Origin of the sequence: Brachybacterium massiliense (genome assembly GCF_900184245.1) — a bacterium.
GTDB lineage: Bacteria > Actinomycetota > Actinomycetes > Actinomycetales > Dermabacteraceae > Brachybacterium > Brachybacterium massiliense.
Map to the genome: position 1 here is coordinate 1651927 of NZ_FXXB01000008.1, position 18354 is coordinate 1670280.

Sequence of the window (18354 nt, forward strand, 5' to 3'; positions counted from 1 at the left end):
CGTTGCAGCGAATCTGACGGACGCCGGTCCAGTGCGTCCGACGGGCCGCGGCGCGCCGGCGGGCTGGGGCCCGACGGGCTCAGCGCTCGGTGAGCAGCTCCGCGATCTGCGGGTGTCCGGCGAGGTAGCCCTCGAGCAGCTTCTGCCCGAGCTCCGGCGAGCTGACCAGGGGATGCGTGGCGAAGCCCTGCCAGGCCGCCTCGCGGGAGCCGGTGGTCGCGGCCTCGAGGATCTTCCGCTCGGAGGCGCGCAGGGCGCTCATCATGCCGAGCCTGCCCAGCTCCACCGGGGCGACGGGCTGGGGGTGGATGCCGTCGGCGTCCACCAGGCACAGCACCTCGATCACGGCATCGGCGGGCAGCTCGGGGATGATCCGCGCCTCCGGCGGGGCCGCGCTGCCGGCGGGGGCGTTGCCCACATCCAGGATCATCCGCTCGGTGCGGCCGGTGGCGAGCGCCGTCATCAGTCGCAGCGCGACCTCCTGGTAGCCGCCGCCGGCGACGTCCTCCTCGCGGCGCTCCTCGTCGCGGGACTCGGCCATGTAGGTCGCCTCGCGCTCGTGCAGGGTGGAGCGCCACAGGTCCAGCGGCGAGGTGCAGCAGGTCGCGGCCTGGTCGGCGCCGTCGACTGTGCCCCCGTCGGCGTCTGCATCCGGCGCGGCCGACGCGCCCCCGTCGGCCGCGAGATAGAAGTCCCCCTGCTGCTTGGCGAGGAACTCCCCGCGCGTGGTCGCGGCGCCGGTGACCCGGTCGATCGCCGCGGAGGTGTGCAGGTAGTAGAAGAGGTATTCGTTGGGCAGCGCGCCGTCGGCCCGCACCCAGTCCTCGCCGATCAGGCGGGCTTCCTCGATCTCCTCGAGGGTGGCATCGCTGGCCAGCAGCTCCGGCAGGCGGTCGCGGCCGTCCAGGGTGACCGAGCGCAGCCAGCCCAGATGGTTCATGCCCACGTAGTCGAAGGCCGCGGGGATCCCGTCGGCCCCCGGCCCCCCGGCCACCAGGTCCACGCCGAGCAGCCGGCCCACACGCCGGACCAGCCCGATCGGGGTGTCGCAGATGCCCACCACCCGGTCGCCGAGCACGGCGCGCATCGCCTCGGTGACGATCCCGGCAGGGTTGGTGAAGTTGATGACCCACGCCTGCGGCGCGACCTCCGCGACCGCGCGCGCGATCTCGAGCGCGACCGGGATCGTGCGCAGGGCGTAGGCGAGGCCGCCGGGGCCGATCGTCTCCTGGCCGAGCAGGCCCAGACCCAGCGCCACCCGCTCGTCGACGATACGGGCCTCGGCCCCGCCCACCCGCACGGCGGAGAACACGAAGTCGGTGCCCGCCAGCGCCTCGCGCAGATCGGTGGTGAGGGTCAGACGCGGCAGCGATGCGGCCCGGCCCTCGGCGCGAAGCTGCTCGCCGAGCGCTTCGATGACCGCGCCGATCGTGCGCAGGCGGGCGGGGTCGATGTCGTGCAGCGCGACCTCGTCCACGCGCAGGCCGGTCACGCCGGTGGCGACCGCTTCATAGACGAGGGGGACGCGGAACCCTCCGCCGCCCAGGATGGTGAGCTTCATAGCGCCGTCACCGTAGCACCGCCCCAGTGCGATCATGGGCCCCGATCCGTTCCTGTTCCTCCCACGCCACTTCATCCGCGGAATGCTCGAAGGAGCTGCCAAGTGACGACAGATCCTGCCCACCCTCCCGTCCAGGACCCCGCGCCGCCCGAGGCCGCCGAGTGCCAGGACTGGGACCCGCTGGCCGCCCAGCGCACCGAGGACGACCCGCCGCTGGACGTGCTGCTGTCCGGCACGGTGTTCTTCGACATCGTGTTCACCGGCATGGACCGCCTGCCCCGGCCCGGGGAGGAGCTGTGGTCCAAGGGCATGGGCTCGAGCCCCGGCGGCATCGCGAACCTCGCCACCGCCGCCGCGCGCCTGGGCCTGCGCACCGGACTGGTGGCCGGATTCGGCGATGACGCCTATGCCGACTGGATGTGGCACACCATGGCGCACGAGGAGGGCATCGACCTCTCCGCCTCGCGACGCTTCGCCGACTTCCACTCGGCGCTGACCGTCTCGATCGCCGCCGAGGGCGACCGTGCCATGGCCACCCACGGCCATGATCTGCCCGAGCCGCTCTCCTCGCTGATCGCCCGCGCCCCGCATGCCCGCGCCGCCGTGGTGGACCTCGCGGGGGAGACGTCCTGGTGGGCGCAGCTGGCCCAGCGCGGCTCGCTGGTCTTCGCCGACATCGGCTTCGACGAGACCGGCCGCTGGGATCCCTCCGACCTCGCACCGCTCACCCACTGCCACGCCTTCACGCCCAATGCGCTCGAGGCCATGGCCTACACCCGCACCGACAGCCCCGACCGGGCCGTGCGGGCGCTGGCCGAGATGGTGCCGCTCGCGGTGGTCACCGACGGCGCCTCCGGCTCCTACGCGATCGACTCCTCCACGAGCGAGGAGGCGTACTGCCCGGCCGTGCCGGTCACCGCGATCGACACCACCGGCGCCGGGGACGTGTTCGCCGCCGCGCTCGTGCTGGGCACCCTCGCGGACTGGCCGCTCGAGGAGCGGCTGCGCTTCGGCTCGCTGTGCTCGGCGCTCGCCGTCCAGCAGTTCGGCGGCTCGCTCGCCGCCCCGGGCTGGGGCGACATCACCGACTGGTGGCGCTCGCTCAGCGCTGCGGCCGACGGGGGCGACCTGCGCGCTGCCTACACCCGCACCGGCTACCGCTTCCTCGACGGCGTGGTCCCCGATCACCCCGTCCAGGGCCGCCGCCGCGCCCAGGGCACCTTCGCTCTGCGCTCGGACGCCGGGCTGCACTGACGGGGCGCGCCGCCGGCCCGACGGAGCGATCCCGTGCCCTGCGACGAGGCGCGCCGCTCCGTTCCCCCGGTGCCGTCTGGTGGGCTGGTCGCTGATGGGCGACACCGTCTCGCATGCGGTGCTGCCCGGCGTGGTGCTGGGCGTGGCGATGCTCATCATCCCCGGCGCCACCGCGCATCTGCTCACCGACCGCTTCGGGCGGATGCTGCTGATCGCACCGACGATCTCCGTGTTCGCCTCGGTGACGGGAGGACGGACGAGGCCATCGACGGTGATGCCGTGCTCGGCGCAGAAGGACATCAGCCGCGGGTCGGCGTCGGAGATGCTCGGAGACGGCATGCTCGAGGTGCCCGGCCTCGTCGTGGACCTCCTCCCAGCCGTAGCCGAGGGTCGCCACCAGGAACGTCTCGACTAGTTCTGGGCACTGGTGGAGAGCTCGGAGACGGACATGCCCTCACCGTATCCAACTCTCCGCTTCGCCTCCTCGAACTTCGTGGCAGCACTCCGCGGCGGCACGTAGTCTTCGCGCATGCACGAGTCGACGATCCTGCTCGAGAACCTGCAGTCGATGTGGTGGATCGCCGCTGCGGCGGTGCTGGCACCGGTGCTCGCGCTGACGACGCGCCGCATCATCCCGGACGTGGTGTGGCTGCTGGTGCTGGGCATCGTGATCGGCCCGAACATGCTGGGACTCGCCCACGCCACCGAGGCCGTCGACTTCCTGCGGGAGCTCGGGCTCGGGTTCCTGTTCCTGCTGGCCGGCTTCGAGGTGAACACCTCGGACATGCGCAGCCGCGCGGGGCGCAGCACCGCATTGACGTGGCTGCTGTGCATGGGTCTGGGCGTGGGTGCCGGGCTGGCGATCACCGGGGGCGACTGGCAGGTCGCCGCCGTGCTGGGCATCGCCGCGACCTCCACGGCCCTGGGCACCCTGCTGCCGATCCTCAAGGACTCCGGTGTCCTCGGCGCCCCGCTGGGCAGGGCGACCATGATCCACGGCGCCTACGGTGAACTGCTGCCCGTGATCGCGATGTCTCTGCTGCTGACCACGCGCGCCACCGTGCAGGCGGCGGCAGTGCTGGTGCTGTTCGCGGTGCTGGCAGTGGTGATCGTGGCCGTCCCCGCCCGGATCTTCCGCCGGGTGCCGCTGCTGGGCCGGGCCTTCGCCGCCGCCTCCGACTCGACGATGCAGACCATCGTGCGGATCACCGTGTGGGTGATGATCTCGCTGATGCTGCTGACGGCGGTGCTCGAGCTCGACGTGGCCCTCGGGGCGTTCGCCGCCGGTCTGCTGCTGCACGCCGCGCTGCGCGGCGGCGCGCCGGAGCACGTCGAGGAGATCATGCACAAGGTGGAGGTGCTGGGGTTCGGCATGCTGATCCCGGTCTTCTTCCTCACCAGCGGCATGAGCATCGACGTGGTCGCCGTGCTCGATGCCTGGCCGCTGCTGCTCGGGTTCGTCGCGATGATCGCGGTGGTGCGGGGGCTCCCGGTGATCGCGCGCGAGCTGTGGACCCCCACCGGCTCGGGCCTGGAGACGCGTCGGGAGAAGGTGGCGCTCGGCCTGTACGCCGCGACCGGGCTGCCGATCATCGTGGCGGTCACCCAGATCGCCTCGACCTCGGGCCTGATCTCGGTCACCACCGCCTCCGTGATGGTCACCGGCGGCGCGCTCACGGTGCTCGTGTTCCCGCTGCTGGCCTCGCGCCTCACACGCCGCGCCGAGCCGAGCGGCTGATGCCTCAGCCGTCGTGGCGGCGACGGTGCGGACGACGGAGATCTCCGCCCCCTGGCTCTGCTTCAGGCTGCGCGCCGCCTCGACGGGGTCGCCGCTGATCACGGTGGAGCGCTGCCAGCCCCGGTCGAACCAGTCGTCGAGCATCTCGCTCGAACCGTCGACGGTCATGTTCTGCGTGATCACGAGCGGACGCACAGGCTCCTCGGTGGTCGTGGAGCGGAGTGTCCTCGTCCCGGTGCGCGGCCTCCACGACCGGCGCGGCGGGGTGTGGTGTCTAGTTCCCGCGTCGGACGAGACCAAGGGGGCCGTGCCAGCCTCGCGAGTGCCGGAGCGCAATGGGGACTTCTCCCCGGGGACTTCTGCACAGGCAGTTCACCCCATCGCGCTCCCGCACGAGGCCTCGTAGATTCCTTGGTGGCGGGTGCGGGACTCTCCCGGGGGAGAGGCACCGGCACGAGGCTCACGCGCGGCGGGAGCCGCCGGAACGTCGGTGGGGGCCGACGGACGGGCGGCGGGAAGTACTGCGCTCCTGACCTCGTGGCCGGTGTCCTGGGAGGCCGACGGAACCACAGAGATCACCCGCGGCGAGGGGCCCGACGTGCGGCAGGACGGGTGCCGGCCCGCGGTGCGGTGACGCGGTCGCAAGCGCGGCAGGGACTCACAGCTGGATCAGCCCCTGGATCAGCGACAGAAGCGCACCGACCATCGCGATCACGATCACCCAGCGCATCGCCTGCGCTCCGTGCACCCAGCGGGCCAGCACGTTCCCGCCCACCAGGCCCACCACCAGCAGGGCCAGCAGCACCGCCCAGCCCACGAGCGGCAGCGTGGGCAGCGACCACTTCGCGATCAGCGCGGCCACGCCGAGCACGGCGAAGTGCAGCTGGGCGGTGGCCGCGAAGCGGCGATGCTCCCACTGTGTGGCCAGGGCGTAGACCACCAGCCCCGGGCCGCCCACCCCGGCGGTCACGTTCATCAGTCCTGAGGCGAAGCCTCCGCCCACGCCCACCCACGGTGAGTTCGGCACCTGGAGGCGGCGCGAGGCGAGGGTGAACAGCAGCGCGCCGATCACCAGCAGGCTGATCGAGATCGCGAGCACCGCCGGGGGCAGCCACAGCACCAGCAGCGCCCCGGGCACTGTGCCCACGATCCCGGCGGGGATCACGCTCGCGGCCCGCCGCCAGTCCAGATCGGCGTGCACGGCGGTGAGGTTCAGCAGCGCGGCGACGATCCCGCACACGTTCGTGACCAGGATTCCCTCGAAGGGGCCCAGCGCCATCACCAGGAACGGGGAGGACAGCAGCGCGAAGCCCATTCCGGTGGTGCGCACCGCGACCGCCCCGGCCAGGACGGCCAGCGCGGCCAGGCCCAGCTGCCACCACTGCGGATCGATCACGCCGGTCAGGGTATGCGGTGAACCGGTGACCTATGACCCTGGATCCGGTGTGTGCGTGGATAGCGTCGAGGTACGAGCACTGCTCGATGCGGTGCGCTCACCAGGAGGTCCGTCATGACCCGCACCTACATCATCACCGGAGCAGCCTCGGGCATCGGGGCGAAGACCGCCGAACTGCTGCGCGAGCAGGGCCATACGGTCGTCGGCGTCGATCTGCAGGGCGTGGAGGTCTCCGCGGACCTCTCCACCCCGGACGGCCGCGCCGAGGCCGCCCGGCTCGCCCTCGAGGCGACGGGCGGGATCGTCGATGCGGTGATCCCGTCGGCCGGGCTCGCCGCCCCGAAGGCCGTCACCGCTGCGGTGAACTACTTCGGGATGACCGAGTTCCTCGAGGCGCTGCAGCCGGCGCTGGCCCGCTCCGAAGCGCCGCGCGTCGCGCTGGTCTCCTCGATGTCCTCCCTGCAGCCGCTCGACCCCGCGCTGGTCGAGGCGCTGATGGCGGATGACGAGCCCGCGGCGCTCGCCCGGGCGGAGGAGCTCGCCGCCGATCCCGCCACCGGCAACCTCATCTACGCCTCCTCGAAGCGGGCGATCTCCCGCTGGGTGCGGCGCGAGTCCACCGGGCCGAAGTGGGCCGGGGCCGGGATCCCGCTGAACGCCGTCGCCCCCGGCATCGTGCGCACCCCGATGACGCAGGACATGCTCGCCGATCCTCAGTACGCGGCGTTCATGGACATGGTGGTGCCGATGCCGCTGAACGGTCATCAGGATGCCGAGAGCGTGGCGCGCCTGCTGATCTGGCTGACGTCGGTGGAGAACTCCCACTGCTGCGGCCAGACGTTCTACGCCGACGGCGGCGCCGATGCGGTGCTGCGGGGCGAGGACGTGTGGGGCTGGAACGACGAGGCGATCAACGCCAAGTTCGCCGCGTTCGGGGTCTGAGGCGCGCCGCCGCGCGTGCGGGCCGGCGTCGGCAGAGCGCCGACGTCGGCCCGCAGCGCCGACGGCGGCACGCACCGTCAGGCCCGACCCCGCAGCGCGAACGCCGCGCTCGCCGCGGCCTCGGTGCCGGCGCGCAGCGTCGCTGCTCCGAGCCCGGCGATCAGGTGGAGGTCGTGTCCGCAGGCGTGCATGGTGAACTCCCGCAGCTGCGCGGTGACGATCTCGCGCGGTGGCGGGCGAGCGGTACGACTCGAGAACGACCATGCACGGAGACTGCGGTGTGATTCGCCTGACCCATGGTCTCGGACCCTTTTCTGCGACCCCCCGCGGCCCTACTCTTGTCGCGAGCACAAAAGATGCCCGGAAACCGCATCTGATCAGCCGATACTCGGCCTCGAGAACGGTGCTCCCAACCACTGCGAGAAGGAGGGACCCACGTATGGAGTCGCGCCATGACGTCACTGTCGGCCAGGAGCTGCCGGCGACTACCGAGACCACGCAGATTCCGGCGGTCCCTGCCACTGCGGATTCGAGCGATCAGGCACCTACCTGGCGCAGCAGCCTGGCCGTCGCGGCCTCGCTCGTGGCCGCCTTCGTGGCCGTCACCCTGGTGAGCCTCTGAGCCTCTGAGCCTCTGAGTCACGGCGGAGGCGCGCCCGAGCGTGCCGCCCCGACGGTCCGGCAGCGGGCCGACGAAAAGAACTACCAGGTCGCTGCAGCTTCCGGTAGCTTCCGTGGAGATCCACGTTCCCGAGCCCTAAGAGGCCGCCGCTGTGTTCTCCGCACTCATCTCCAGCCAGCGGCTCCCGGCCGCCTTCGAGCCCTGCCCTGACGGCGAGCTGCTGGTGGTCATCGATCCGACTCGCTCGGAGAAGCTCCCGCTGTCGTTGCTGCGCCTGGACGGTGCGGCCGGGGTCCTCTCCCTCGCCCCGTACCTGGCCGCGCAGCTGGGCCTCGTCTCCGACGAGCGCCTGGACCGTGCAGAGCTCGAGGCGCGCCTCGAACGGGCAGGGCTCGAGCTCGCCAGCGCCGACCACCTGTTCCACCTCCCGCTCTCCGAGCAGGAGCGACTGCGCGCAGAGCCCTGGGGTGAGGGCACCCGCGAGCTCACCGCGGCGGACGCCGACGCCTTCGCCGCGTTCACCGCGCTCGCCCCGGGGGACGACCTCGACGAGGCCTTCGTGGAGCTGGACCACTGGCTCGTGGTGGGCACGTTCCGCCAGCAGCAGCTGGTCTCCGTCTCGAGCATGTACCCGTGGGGCGAGACCACGATCGCGGACCTCGGCGTGATCACCCTGCCGCAGTTCCGCGGTCAGGGCCTGGGCCGGGCGACCGTGCGAGCGATCAGCGCCGCTGCGTTGGCCCGTGGATATGAGCCGCAGTACCGCTGCGACCTCGACAACGCCCCCTCCGCCGCCCTCGCCCGCTCGGCGGGCTTCGCCCGGTTCGGGCTCTGGGAGGGGCTCGAGGACGGGGAGTGAGCAGGGATAACGCCTGACTCGTCTGTCAGGGGCACGCCGTAGGCTTCCCGACGGCGCGGCGGCCGAGCGGGTGATCTCGAGGTCATCCGGCCGCCCGGGCCCTTCCCCACGAGCACGAAGGACCTTCCCTGCACACGCGACTGACCCTTCCCCTCCGCCACGACCGCCGCACCCGCCCGGACCGGCACTGCGCCCGCGCGCTGTGGCCGATGGTCCTGGCCGCCCTGTTCCTCCTCGCGCCGCTCAGCGCCTGCGAACCCCTCACCGACACTGCGGAGCAGCCCGATGGCGCCCCGGCGGCCGACGGGACGGCGCTCGCGCTGCTCGAGGAGCTCGACGAGAAGGGCCGCGCCCCGAAGACGGGCTATGACCGCGACTCCTTCGGCTGGCGCGACGACATGGACCGCAACGGCTGCGACACCCGCAACGACATCCTGCGCCGCGACCTGGAGGACATCACGCTCAAGCCCGGCACCGACGGATGCGTGGTGCTCACCGGCACCCTCCTCTCGCCCTTCAGCGGCGAGAGCGTCGCCTTCGACCGCACTGCCTCCACGATCGACATCGACCACGTGGTGGCACTGTCGGACGCCTGGCAGACGGGCGCGGCCACCTGGGACGACAGCACCAAGCGCGAGTTCGCGAACGACCCGCTGAACCTCCTGGCGGTCGAGGCGAGCCTGAACCGCCAGAAGGGCGACGGTGACGCCGCCACCTGGCTGCCGCCGAAGCGGGAGAGCCGCTGCGAGTACGTGGCCCGGCAGATCGCGGTCAAGCACCGCTACGAGTTGTGGGTGAAGCCCGCCGAGGCAGACGCCATGCGGCGCGTGCTCGCGGACTGCGCGGACCAGCCGGCACCGGACACCGATGAGCCCCCGCCCGAGGCCGACGGGGAAGAGCTCCGCTTCGAGAGCTGCGAGGCGGCCCGCGCCGCCGGCGCCGCCCCCGTGCGCTCCGGCGATCCCGGCTACTCCCGGCACCTCGACCGTGACGGCGACGGCACCGCCTGCGAGTAGCGCGCCAAGAGGGCCAGCAAACGGGCGATGACGGGCCAGATCCTGCACCAGGCCCCGAGGGTGCTCCTCGTATCGGGGTGGCCCGTCCGCTCTGCGCTGACGCCGTCGCAGCGCGTGCCGGCGCACCGGCGCCCGCGCCCTCGTCAGCGTCGGCGCAGCACGAGCACCGCGTCGAGATGCTCGCCGGGCGCGCCGTCGGGGCCGACGGCGGGGCGCCGACGCTCCTCGGCGACCTCCACCGCCCAGTCGACGGCGGGCTGGGCGAGCTGCTCCGCCTCGGCGCGTACGTCGATCATGTGTGCGGGGTGGTGGTCGGCCCAGGAGGGTGGGGCCGCATGCGAGATGGTGACCAGGTGTCCGCCGGGGCGGATCGCGGAGGCGGCACGGCGCAGAATCTCCATCCGCTCCAGCGCCACCTCGGACTGGAAGAAGGAGGCGGTGACGAGATCGGCGGTGTCCGGCTCCGGCTGCCAGGCACCGAGGTCGGTCGCCGTGAAGGTGGCGCTCTCGATCCCGCGTGCGGCGGCCTCGGCGCGGGCGCGGCCGATGGCGGTCTCGGAGATGTCCAGGCCCCGCGCCTGCCAGCCCTGCTCGGCCAGCCACAGCACGTCCCCGCCCTCCCCGCAGCCGAGGTCGATCGAGGCGCCGGGCTCGAACTCGCCGACCACCTCCGCGAGGGTGGCGTTGACCCGCCCGGACCAGATTCGCTCGTCCCCGGCGTAGCGCTGCTCCCAGTGCTGGGCGGGGGAGAGGCTTGGATCGGGCGCGGCGTGATCGTGCGGGGCGGCGTGCTGGTGCTCGTGGGTCATGGAGCGAGCCTGGCAGACGCTCGGGAGGTGCGGAAGTGCTCGGGCGGAGAACGCCGCACCGGGAAGGGCGCTCTTGCGCCTCGCGCCGCTCGGGTAGATTGTCGCCACTTCCTGCAGATCCGCTCCCTGCCGGGCGCCGGAGCGGGGCCACTGACGAAGGGACTCCCCGATGACGAGCACGCGCATGAGCCGCGCCGAGCGGGTGGACGCGGCCACGCCGGAGTCCCGCAACCGCGTGGTGGATTTCCTGCGCGCCGCCGCGATCACCGTGGTGGTGCTGGGGCACTGGACGATCATCGCGGTGGACGCCGACGGCGGCATCCTGCCGCACGGCGTGCTCGACGGTGCCACCTGGACCCATCCGCTCACCTGGATCTTCCAGGTGATGCCGATCTTCTTCCTGGTGGGCGGATACTCCAACGCCCTCTCCTGGCGTTCCGCGCGGCGCAAGGACGTGGGCTACGGGCAGTGGCTGCGCACCAGACTGCGCAGGCTCGGGATCCCGCTGATCCCGCTGCTGCTGGCCTGGCTGGTGATCGGGGTGGTCGCCGTCGCCGCCGGCGCCCCGAATGCCACCGTCCAACTCGCCTCCCAGATGGCGCTGATTCCCACCTGGTTCCTCGCCGCGTACCTGATGGTGATCATCGTGGCGCCGCCCTGCCTGCTCCTGTGGGAACGCTTCGGCTGGTTCTCGATCCTCGGTGTGCTCGCGCTCGCCGCGATCGTGGATGCTCTCAGCCTCGCGGCGAACCAGCCGCTGCTGGGATACCCGAACTATCTGCTGGTGTGGGCGGCGTTCCACCAGTTCGGCTACGCCTGGCTGGACGGCAGGCTTTCCGGTGCGGGCAGGCGTCTGCTGCTCGCCGTGATCGGGCTGGTGGGCCTGCTGCTGCTCGTGACCGTGGGGCCGTACCCGGTCTCGATGATCACCTCCGCCGCTGATGACATCTCCAACTCGAGCCCCACCCGCATCACCATGGCGTTCCTGGGCATGCTGCAGGCCGGGCTCGTGCTGTCGCTCGAGAAGCCGCTCACCGCGCTGCTGGCCCGGCCCCGGCTGTGGTTCGTCACCGTGCTCGTGAACCAGCGGATCATGACGTGGTTCCTGTGGCACCTCACCGTCATGGTGGGGGTGGCGCATCTGCTGCTCGCACTCGACGCCCGGGCGCTGCTGCCCGAGCCGCTGACGGGGCTGTGGTGGGCGACCCGGCCGCTGTGGGCGCTCGTGCTGCTCGCCCTGACCGGCGTAGTCGTACTCGTGATGGGGCGCTTCGAGGATCCGCGCGGCGACGACCGTCCCGCACCGCCGGTGTGGAAGCCGATCGCCGCGGCGGTGTGCGTCATCGCGGGGCTCGCGGTGATGGCGTCAGTGGGCGTGATGGGGGAGAGCGGTGTGACGTGGTGGTGGCCGCTGCTGCCGGTGGCGGGGCTTTGGGGGCGCTCGTCGTCGCGGCCTTTAAAACCCGGCCGGTTGGACGTGCCTACGCCACCGCCCGCGCTTCCATGAAGAGGTCTGCGGGCATCGTCCTGTCTAGCCGCCACACGATCTGCATCGGCCGTGACCCCGTCGCCTGCTGGAACTGGGCCGTGCCGAGGCAGGTGTAGGGCTCGGTGCCGATGTCGCCGGTCTTCGTGCGCCGCACGAAGAGGACGACGCTGGAGCCGCGCGTTGCGTGGTTGATATATCGCTGCCCCGTGGGGCTCTCCACGTTCGTCGTGCTCTGGGATTCCCAGTGGAAGAGCTGCTGATTGATGGCGTAGTCGCGGTACATGGTGGTGGGGGAGTAGTCCGCTTCGGACTTCTTGAGCGTCACCAGTAGCGCGTCCACGTTCATGCCGGGGAGCCACTTCACGCCTTCGCGGATCGAACCTGGAGCGCCGGCATCCAGGGTGCCAAGCCCCAATCCGGCCAGGAGCTCCTCGCGGGAGTAGTTCGCATGCGATCGCAGCGGTGAGTGCGCGACTGAACCAGAGAGTGCTTCCGGGCGGACTCGAGAAGACTGCTCCTGGAACGCGAGCAGGTGGAGTAGCTCCTCGATTACCGACGCGTGTGACCGTAGCTCGTCGAGGCCGGTACGAATGCTCCGCTCCCCGTTGGGCCAGAAGGAGTTCACCAGCATCGAGGCGTGCAGATCCTTTTCAATCCCGGCGGGGAGAGCTGGCGCGGTGAGAAGCTGGCGGTACGCCTGGATCCGGTCAGGATCGTCGACGTGCGTCAACGTCCCCACGCGGCGCAGGAGGGCGTCGTCCGTGTCTGAGAGCGGCTTTCCCCGGTCGGCAGGGAAGGCCCAGTCCACGAGAGTGGACCAGCTCGCAGAACGCTTCTGGCTGTTCAAGCTGCGCGTCCCCGGGCCGTAGATGTCAGCGAGGGACCGCTCTGCCGCGTGCAGGTAGGAGCCTAAGCCGTAGTCCTCAGGGCTGGCGTCGGTCGGCTTGTGCTGGCGAACGTCCGCCACCAGGTCCCGCGTGGAGAGTTTGAGCTGCTTCTTCACGTTCGAGAGCACGATGTCCTGCGCAACGCGGTCGAAGACGATCTGCGTTCCGGGCGGGAGGAACGGGAACCCCTCGCGAATGCTGCGTTCGAGTCGGTTCCGCGAAAGACCAGTGAGCGCTCGGTACTTCAGGTCGAAGCGAAAGTTCGTGTGCTGGAGCCCCACGAAGTCGAGCACGGTGAGCACGGCCTTGTTGTCCGACCGCCGAAGCCCGCGGCCCAACTGCTGGAGGAAGATCGTCGCGGACTGCGTCGGGCGCAGCATCAGGACCGTGTCGATCATCGGGATATCGAGGCCCTCATTGAAGAGGTCGACAGCGAACAGACAGACGATCTCGCCGCGTCGCAGCTTTGCGAGCCCCTCCTGCCTCTCATCGGACCCCGAGGCGCCGCTGAGCGCTAGCGAGGGGAGACCGGCGCGACGGAACACCTCGGCCATGTAATGGGCGTGCTCGACACTGACGCAGAACCCGAGCGCTCTCATTCGGCTCGGATCCGTGACCTTGTCTCGCAGGGCCTGCAGGACCTTTGAGGCTCGAGCATCGTTGCCGGTGTACAAGCTGTTCAGCTGGTCAGTGTTGTACGCACCGCGGGTGAATCGCAGCCCGCTGAGGTCCACACCGTCGGCGATCCCGAAGTAGTGGAAAGGCACAAGCAGGTCGGCGCTGAGCGCGTCCCACAGCCGCAGCTCGCTCGCCACGCGACCGCCGAAGAACTCCTGAGCCACGTCCACCCCGTCGGCCCGCTCGGGAGTTGCAGTGAGCCCAAGCAGCTCCTTAGGGGTGAAGTAGTCGAGGACCTTTCGGTATGTCGCCGCCTCGGCATGATGGAACTCGTCGATGACGATGATGTCGAAGTGGTCGCGCGCCCATCGCTCGAGCTCGCCGGCCTGCTGCAACGACTGGATCGAGGCGAAGACATGCCGCCGCCGGATGGGCTTCCGCCCGTCGACGAACAGTTCCCCGAACGCGCCGTCCTTCAGAACGTCGCGGTAGGTCCTCAAGGACTGCTCAAGGATCTCCTTGCGGTGCGCGACAAAGAGGATGGTCGGTTGGTCGGCGTCCGACGTCCGCAAGCGCTTGTAGTCGAGCGCTGCAACCACGGTCTTGCCCGTGCCTGTTGCTGCGACAAGCAGGTTGCGGTGTCGATCGTGCACCTCCCGCTCGGCGGCGAGGTCATCCAGCATCACTGTTTGATGCGGGTATGGACGCACGTCGAGATGGCTGATCGACAGGTCTGTCGCGGAGGCGCGGCCGCTGTTCTTCGCGAGGAGTGCATCGAGGAATTCGGCGTCAGTGTCTGGGTTGTACGGCGCAAACGCCGCGTCGTCCCAGTAGGTCTCGAAGGTCGACTCAAACTTGTCGACCAGGGTCGGAGTCGCGAGGTGCGAGAGACGGACGTTCCATTCCAGTCCGTCGACGAGCGCTGCCCGGCTCATGTTCGAGCTGCCCACATACGCGGTGGTGTAACCACTGGACCGATGGAACATCCACGCCTTCGCGTGGAGATGGGTGGACTGCGCGTCGTAGTTCACCCGCACTTCGGCGTTCAGAGAGCGCACGAAGTAGTCCAGCGCCTTCCGGTCCGTGGCACCGATATACGTGGTAGTCAGAACCCGGATGGGCACTCCGCGCTCAGCCGCCTCGCGCAAAGCTGATTCCAGCACGCGGATCCCGCTCCACTGCACAAACGCGCACAGCAGGTCAATGCGATCCGCGCTCGCCATCTCGAGGCGCAGTTCCGAGCCGAGCTGCGGATCCATTCGTGAGTTCGTGAAGAGCGCGACGTCGCTGAGCGGTGTCGACGGACGGGGCAGGAGGGGTGTCTCCGGTGGCGTCACCGAGGTGAGAAGGCGCGGCCCAGGAGACACTTCGGGATCCGGGGCAGTGGAGGGCAACGCCGAGAGGAGACGGTTCGCGAGGGCGATGCGCTCCTCACGGTGTGCAGTCTTCAACGCCTGCTCGACGGTTCGTGCGACGTGCTGGGAGAGGACATGCACGACATCCGCGTCGTCCACGTCCTCCGTCGGAGTGAGGAAGCCCTGCTCTTCGGTCGACTGCACCGCATCAGTGAGGCCCGTGGTGAGGAGCAGTTCGTAGAGGCCGGGATCCAGGGCCGGCTGCGCCTCCATCACTTCGCCTTGGACTCGTCGCGGAGAGTTGCGAGCCGCTCTGGCAAGTCCTCGAGGAGTGGGACATCGCCAGGCGCCCACTGCAGCGAGGACAACTCCGTGAGAGGCACCCACTGCATCGCGTCGTGGTCGCTGCTGGTAGTCGGATCCTCGCCCGTGAACTGCGCGGCGTAGCAGGAGAGCTCGATGCGCGCGGTGCCAACATCGCTCAGGCTCCGGTCGACGAACGGGCCAACAGCGACGTCGACACCCAGCTCCTCCTGAAGCTCGCGGCGCAGTGCGGCCTCGGGCGTCTCGCCGGTTTCGATCTTGCCCCCGGGGAATTCCCACAGCCCGCCGGCGCTGCGCTCGGCGTTGCGTCGAGCGGCGAAGACCGCGCCGTTTCGTTCGACGATGGCGCCGACGACTCGGATGACTGGATTCTCCACCGCGCAATCTCCTCTGCCTGGGCCGACACCGTCGATCGTACGAAGCGGCGGTGACATGCGCAGCGAAAGCCGAGGGTCGAAAGGTGCCGCGGCGGGGGAAGCGAGGGTTCTCAAGTGTCTCGAGGCGCATGGCATGTGGATCTTCGACCGGCGGCCGTCGGCCCCCTCAGTCATGATCACGCCATGAACCAGGCGGACCTGCTGAAGCTGTCGAACTACGAGATCGAGTCCCGGGCCATCGATGCCGTGATCGCCTACGAGCGCGCTGCTGGACGGATGGCCGTCGACCTGCGCAGCAAGAAGGACGCCCTGGTCGATGTCGAGTCCTTCGACGACACCACCGGTGAGAAGCGCCTGATCGAGATCAAGGCCTTCGGCGGCGCCGGCCGCGGCGACTTCCTGTGGCTCGAGCCCAACCAGGTCGAGGCCTTCGAGACGGATCCCGCCGCGCACCTCTACCTCGTCACGAACGTCCGCTCGGCGGACCCGTCGGCGATAAGGATCCTCGACCTCGCGGGGGACCAGCTCCGCGAGAGGATCGAGCAGAAGCGGGAGAAGCACTACTTCGAGGTGCCGATGCCCGTCGCCCTCTACGACGACCTCGTCGCGAGCGCCGCATCACTGCCCGCCCTGGTCGGCACCGGCTTCCTCCTGCAGATCCTGGACGGCGTCATCGCCCTGCACGACCGCGGCTATCACCGGACCCGCTTCGCGGTGACATGGGCGCCCGACGGACTCCACGTCCGCCTGCACGTCGGCCGGGAGTCGGAGATGCCGGGCGACCCGCTCCAGGTGACGACCTCGGATCTGATCCTGTCCACCTCGCTCGACGACGTGCAGAGGACGGCCCGTGAGTTCGCGGGCGTCATGATCCCCGCCTGGTGGGACCGCGACCAGATCGCCGACCAGCTCCTCGCCGCGCTCCCGCCGATGGAGCCGGCCGGTGACGATCCGGAGTACCGGGATCACCTGCGCGAGCTGTACGAGCGCCACCGCGCCGCGGGCACGCTCCCGCTCACCGACGGCGAGGGCGGCGCCTGGGGCTGATCCCGCAGACGCCGCCCGTCGGCCGAGCGCGACGCCCTCAGCGTCGCCCCGCCCGCACCCCCAGCACCCACGCCCCCACCAGCGCCACCACGATCCCGTTCAGCGGCGCGATGCCGATCCCGTACTCATTGCTCACCCACGCCACCACGCAGCCGAGCACGTACGGCACGAGCGCCTGCCAGCGCACCTTCTCGGTTAAGGTCGCCAGCGCCGGCTGCCCGCCGCGCCAGCGGGCGATCCAGTCGCCGATCAGCACCCCGCCCACCGGCGGGATGAGGATGCCGATCAGGCTGAGGTAGCCCACGATGTGCCCCTCCACGCCGAGGAGCGCCAGCACGGTGCCGATCGCGACGCCGCCGATGATGAACGGGCCCTTGCGCCGGGCGTTGGCGAGCTCGGCCCCGGCGACGCCGAAGGCGTAGGCGGCATCGGCGTTGGACTTCCACAGGTTGCCGAACAGGAAGAACAGGCCCCAGCCGATCATGCCCATGCCCAGCAGCAGGGTCGTGAAGTCGCCCTCGCCGAACGCGAGCGCGGAGACGGCGCCGAAGAACACCATCAGGCCGTTGCCGATCACGAAGCCGAGCCCGCAGGCGATCACGGCGTCTCGGCCGCGCTTTGCGAAGCGGGTCCAGTTCGCGGCCTGCGTGCCGGCGGAGGCGAAGGTGCCCACCACGGTCGTCACGGCCGCGGCCCAGGTCATGGAGGTGGTGGGGGCGATGTCGAACAGGCCCCGCCAACCGCCCACCTCTCCGAGCGCGAGCGCGGTGATCCAGAAGGCGAGCACCAGGATCAGCGGGGTGGAGATCAGCGAGACCCAGTACATGCCCTCGTAGCCGTACAGCGCGGTGAGCATCATCAGGGCGGAGACGCCGATCATCACCAGCGCCGGGGCCCAGGCGCTCTCCCATCCGAAGGCGAGCGCGGTCATCTGCCCGATCGAGCCGACCGCCACCCCGTACCAGCCGATCTGCGTGCCGCCCAGCAGCACCGAGACCAGCTTCGACCCGGCGGTGCCGAAGGTGTAGCGGGACATGACCACGGTGGTCAGCCCCGTGCGGGCACCCAGGAAGCCGATCGCGGCGACGTACGCGCCGAGCACCAGCGAACCCACCAGCAGCACGGCCAGGAACTCGGAGAAGCGGAAGGCCGCGCCGATGGACGCTCCAGCCATCAGCGTCGGCGCGAAGACGGTGAACCCGATCAGCACCACCGAGATCGAGACGACGCCCCGACGGGCGGAGCGGGGGACCGGCGTGACCGGGTAGTCCGGGTCGACGGGCTCGGTGGCGGTGCCCTCCTCGAGCTCGGCCGCGGTCACCGGCCCTGACCCTCGCCGTCGGCCCCGCCCTCGTCGGCCCCGTCCGAGGCCGGCGCGCCGAGCTCGCCCGTCTCAACGCCGATGTCCTCGCTCCAGATCTCGGGCCGCTCGGCGATCATCCGCTCCATCAGCGCGATGCATTCGGGATCGTCGAGCACGTCCACGACTACGCCCCGCTCGCGCAGAAGGTCCTCGGCCATCTCGAAGGTGCGGTTCTCGCCCACCACGATCCGCGGGATCTCGTACAGCAGCGCGGTGCCGGAGCACATGATGCACGGCGACAGGGTCGTGTACAGCACCGACTCCCGGTACACGCTCGCGCGCAGCCGGCCCGCCTTCTCGATCGTGTCGGTCTCGCCGTGGAGGATCGCGGAGTCCTTCTGCACGCGCTGGTTGTGACCGGCGGCGAGCACCTCCCCGTCGTGCACGAGCACCGCGCCGATCGGCACCCCGCCCTCGTCCCAGCTCTTCTGCGCCTGCTCGATCGCGAGGGAGAGGAAGCGGCGGTCGTCCTCGGCGGTGGGGGTCCAGGTCATGGCGGAGTGCTCCTGCAGAACGGGGGAGGGGTCGCGGAAGATCGTAGAACCGATGTGCACTGCGCCGCGCTGCTGCCATGATGGTGAGACCGCACCGTGACCTGTGGAACCCCGCGTGCTTGTGGCGAGTCCGGCCAGGCAGCGAGCAATGCGCGGGTCGACCCCGTATCGGCAGGCTCTGCGATGTCCCGTCGACGCATACT

The 18354-nt window shown here is 70.5% G+C and carries 15 protein-coding genes and 2 pseudogenes; 9 read left to right on the forward strand and 8 right to left on the reverse strand.

Annotated elements, in window-relative coordinates:
• Positions 1–79: 79 nt before the first annotated feature.
• Positions 80–1561, reverse strand: coding sequence for a family 4 glycosyl hydrolase (locus tag BN4251_RS17440; protein ID WP_087486252.1), 1482 nt, complete (start codon positions 1559–1561; stop codon positions 80–82).
• Positions 1562–1663: 102 nt separating this feature from the next.
• Here BN4251_RS17440 and BN4251_RS17445 point away from each other — a divergent pair, with 102 nt between their 5' ends.
• Together BN4251_RS17445 and BN4251_RS18520 are read left to right on the forward strand one after the other, a co-directional pair.
• Complete coding sequence (locus BN4251_RS17445) at positions 1664–2815, forward strand: carbohydrate kinase family protein (RefSeq protein WP_245810407.1); 1152 nt, start codon at positions 1664–1666, stop codon at positions 2813–2815.
• Between the two features lie 73 nt (positions 2816–2888).
• Positions 2889–3065 (forward strand): annotated as a pseudogene (locus BN4251_RS18520) (metal ABC transporter permease); the annotation flags it as partial.
• Positions 3066–3133: 68 nt separating this feature from the next.
• Here the strand turns inward: BN4251_RS18520 and BN4251_RS18390 are convergent.
• A pseudogene (locus BN4251_RS18390) lies at positions 3134–3230 on the reverse strand (iron dependent repressor, metal binding and dimerization domain protein); the annotation flags it as partial.
• Between the two features lie 114 nt (positions 3231–3344).
• On the opposite strand from BN4251_RS18390, the gene BN4251_RS17455 reads away from it, so the two are divergent.
• Entirely contained in the window at positions 3345–4553 is a 1209-nt protein-coding gene (locus BN4251_RS17455) for a cation:proton antiporter (protein WP_087486253.1), read from the forward strand.
• A 658-nt stretch (positions 4554–5211) separates the two neighbouring features.
• Here the strand turns inward: BN4251_RS17455 and BN4251_RS17465 are convergent.
• Positions 5212–5949 carry a sulfite exporter TauE/SafE family protein gene (locus tag BN4251_RS17465; RefSeq protein ID WP_087486254.1) on the reverse strand — a complete coding sequence of 246 codons (738 nt, stop codon included), beginning with the start codon at positions 5947–5949 and terminating at the stop codon, positions 5212–5214.
• 114 nt (positions 5950–6063) lie between these two features.
• On the opposite strand from BN4251_RS17465, the gene BN4251_RS17470 reads away from it, so the two are divergent.
• The 4 genes from BN4251_RS17470 to BN4251_RS17485 all read left to right on the forward strand — a co-directional run bounded on the left by BN4251_RS17470 (position 6064) and on the right by BN4251_RS17485 (position 9388).
• Entirely contained in the window at positions 6064–6891 is an 828-nt protein-coding gene (locus tag BN4251_RS17470; protein ID WP_087486255.1) for an SDR family oxidoreductase, read from the forward strand.
• A gap of 439 nt (positions 6892–7330) precedes the next feature.
• The gene (locus BN4251_RS17475; protein WP_087486256.1) at positions 7331–7513 is read left to right on the forward strand and encodes a hypothetical protein; all 183 of its coding nucleotides are present in this window, start codon (positions 7331–7333) and stop codon (positions 7511–7513) included.
• Positions 7514–7664: 151 nt separating this feature from the next.
• Positions 7665–8372 carry a GNAT family N-acetyltransferase gene (locus BN4251_RS17480; RefSeq protein ID WP_087486257.1) on the forward strand — a complete coding sequence of 236 codons (708 nt, stop codon included), beginning with the start codon at positions 7665–7667 and terminating at the stop codon, positions 8370–8372.
• A gap of 209 nt (positions 8373–8581) precedes the next feature.
• Positions 8582–9388, forward strand: a complete 807-nt coding sequence (locus BN4251_RS17485; protein WP_087486258.1) for a GmrSD restriction endonuclease domain-containing protein — start codon at positions 8582–8584, stop codon at positions 9386–9388.
• Positions 9389–9531: 143 nt separating this feature from the next.
• Here BN4251_RS17485 and BN4251_RS17490 read toward each other — a convergent pair whose 3' ends face one another.
• Positions 9532–10197, reverse strand: coding sequence for a class I SAM-dependent methyltransferase (locus tag BN4251_RS17490; protein ID WP_087486259.1), 666 nt, complete (start codon positions 10195–10197; stop codon positions 9532–9534).
• A 169-nt stretch (positions 10198–10366) separates the two neighbouring features.
• Between BN4251_RS17490 and BN4251_RS17495 the strand changes: the two genes are divergently transcribed.
• Complete coding sequence (locus BN4251_RS17495) at positions 10367–11704, forward strand: acyltransferase family protein (RefSeq protein ID WP_245810408.1); 1338 nt, start codon at positions 10367–10369, stop codon at positions 11702–11704.
• Here BN4251_RS17495 and BN4251_RS17500 read toward each other — a convergent pair.
• Positions 11679–14819 carry a DEAD/DEAH box helicase gene (locus BN4251_RS17500; RefSeq protein ID WP_087486454.1) on the reverse strand — a complete coding sequence of 1047 codons (3141 nt, stop codon included), beginning with the start codon at positions 14817–14819 and terminating at the stop codon, positions 11679–11681. The two genes, BN4251_RS17495 and BN4251_RS17500, sit on opposite strands and share 26 nt — an antisense overlap.
• The gene (locus BN4251_RS17505) at positions 14819–15247 is read right to left on the reverse strand and encodes a (deoxy)nucleoside triphosphate pyrophosphohydrolase (RefSeq protein ID WP_087486260.1); all 429 of its coding nucleotides are present in this window, start codon (positions 15245–15247) and stop codon (positions 14819–14821) included. The genes BN4251_RS17500 and BN4251_RS17505 overlap by 1 nt, the downstream gene beginning before the upstream one ends.
• Positions 15248–15430: 183 nt before the next feature.
• Between BN4251_RS17505 and BN4251_RS17510 the strand changes: the two genes are divergently transcribed.
• Entirely contained in the window at positions 15431–16294 is an 864-nt protein-coding gene (locus BN4251_RS17510; RefSeq protein ID WP_087486261.1) for a protein NO VEIN domain-containing protein, read from the forward strand.
• Between the two features lie 37 nt (positions 16295–16331).
• On the opposite strand, the gene codB is transcribed toward BN4251_RS17510, so the two are convergent.
• Both codB and BN4251_RS17520 read right to left on the reverse strand, forming a co-directional pair.
• Positions 16332–17615, reverse strand: a complete 1284-nt coding sequence (gene codB / locus BN4251_RS17515) for a cytosine permease (protein ID WP_087486262.1) — start codon at positions 17613–17615, stop codon at positions 16332–16334.
• A complete protein-coding gene (locus BN4251_RS17520) occupies positions 17612–18151 on the reverse strand; it encodes a nucleoside deaminase (protein ID WP_087486263.1) in 540 nt (179 codons plus the stop codon). Before BN4251_RS17520 ends, codB begins: the two co-directional genes overlap by 4 nt.
• Positions 18152–18354 lie beyond the last annotated feature (203 nt).

Excerpts from the sequence above, each read along its gene's own strand:
- BN4251_RS17440 (WP_087486252.1), bottom strand. The coding sequence starts at position 1,561 with ATGAAGCTCACCATCCTGGGCGGCGGAGGGTTCCGCGTCCCCCTCGTC.
- BN4251_RS17495 (WP_245810408.1), top strand. The coding sequence starts at position 10,367 with ATGACGAGCACGCGCATGAGCCGCGCCGAGCGGGTGGACGCGGCCACG.
- BN4251_RS17510 (WP_087486261.1), top strand. The coding sequence starts at position 15,431 with ATGAACCAGGCGGACCTGCTGAAGCTGTCGAACTACGAGATCGAGTCC.
- BN4251_RS17455 (WP_087486253.1), top strand. The coding sequence starts at position 3,345 with ATGCACGAGTCGACGATCCTGCTCGAGAACCTGCAGTCGATGTGGTGG.
- BN4251_RS17490 (WP_087486259.1), bottom strand. The coding sequence starts at position 10,197 with ATGACCCACGAGCACCAGCACGCCGCCCCGCACGATCACGCCGCGCCC.
- BN4251_RS17500 (WP_087486454.1), bottom strand. The coding sequence starts at position 14,819 with ATGGAGGCGCAGCCGGCCCTGGATCCCGGCCTCTACGAACTGCTCCTC.
- BN4251_RS17475 (WP_087486256.1), top strand. The coding sequence starts at position 7,331 with ATGGAGTCGCGCCATGACGTCACTGTCGGCCAGGAGCTGCCGGCGACT.
- BN4251_RS17485 (WP_087486258.1), top strand. The coding sequence starts at position 8,582 with ATGGTCCTGGCCGCCCTGTTCCTCCTCGCGCCGCTCAGCGCCTGCGAA.
- BN4251_RS17520 (WP_087486263.1), bottom strand. The coding sequence starts at position 18,151 with ATGACCTGGACCCCCACCGCCGAGGACGACCGCCGCTTCCTCTCCCTC.
- BN4251_RS17470 (WP_087486255.1), top strand. The coding sequence starts at position 6,064 with ATGACCCGCACCTACATCATCACCGGAGCAGCCTCGGGCATCGGGGCG.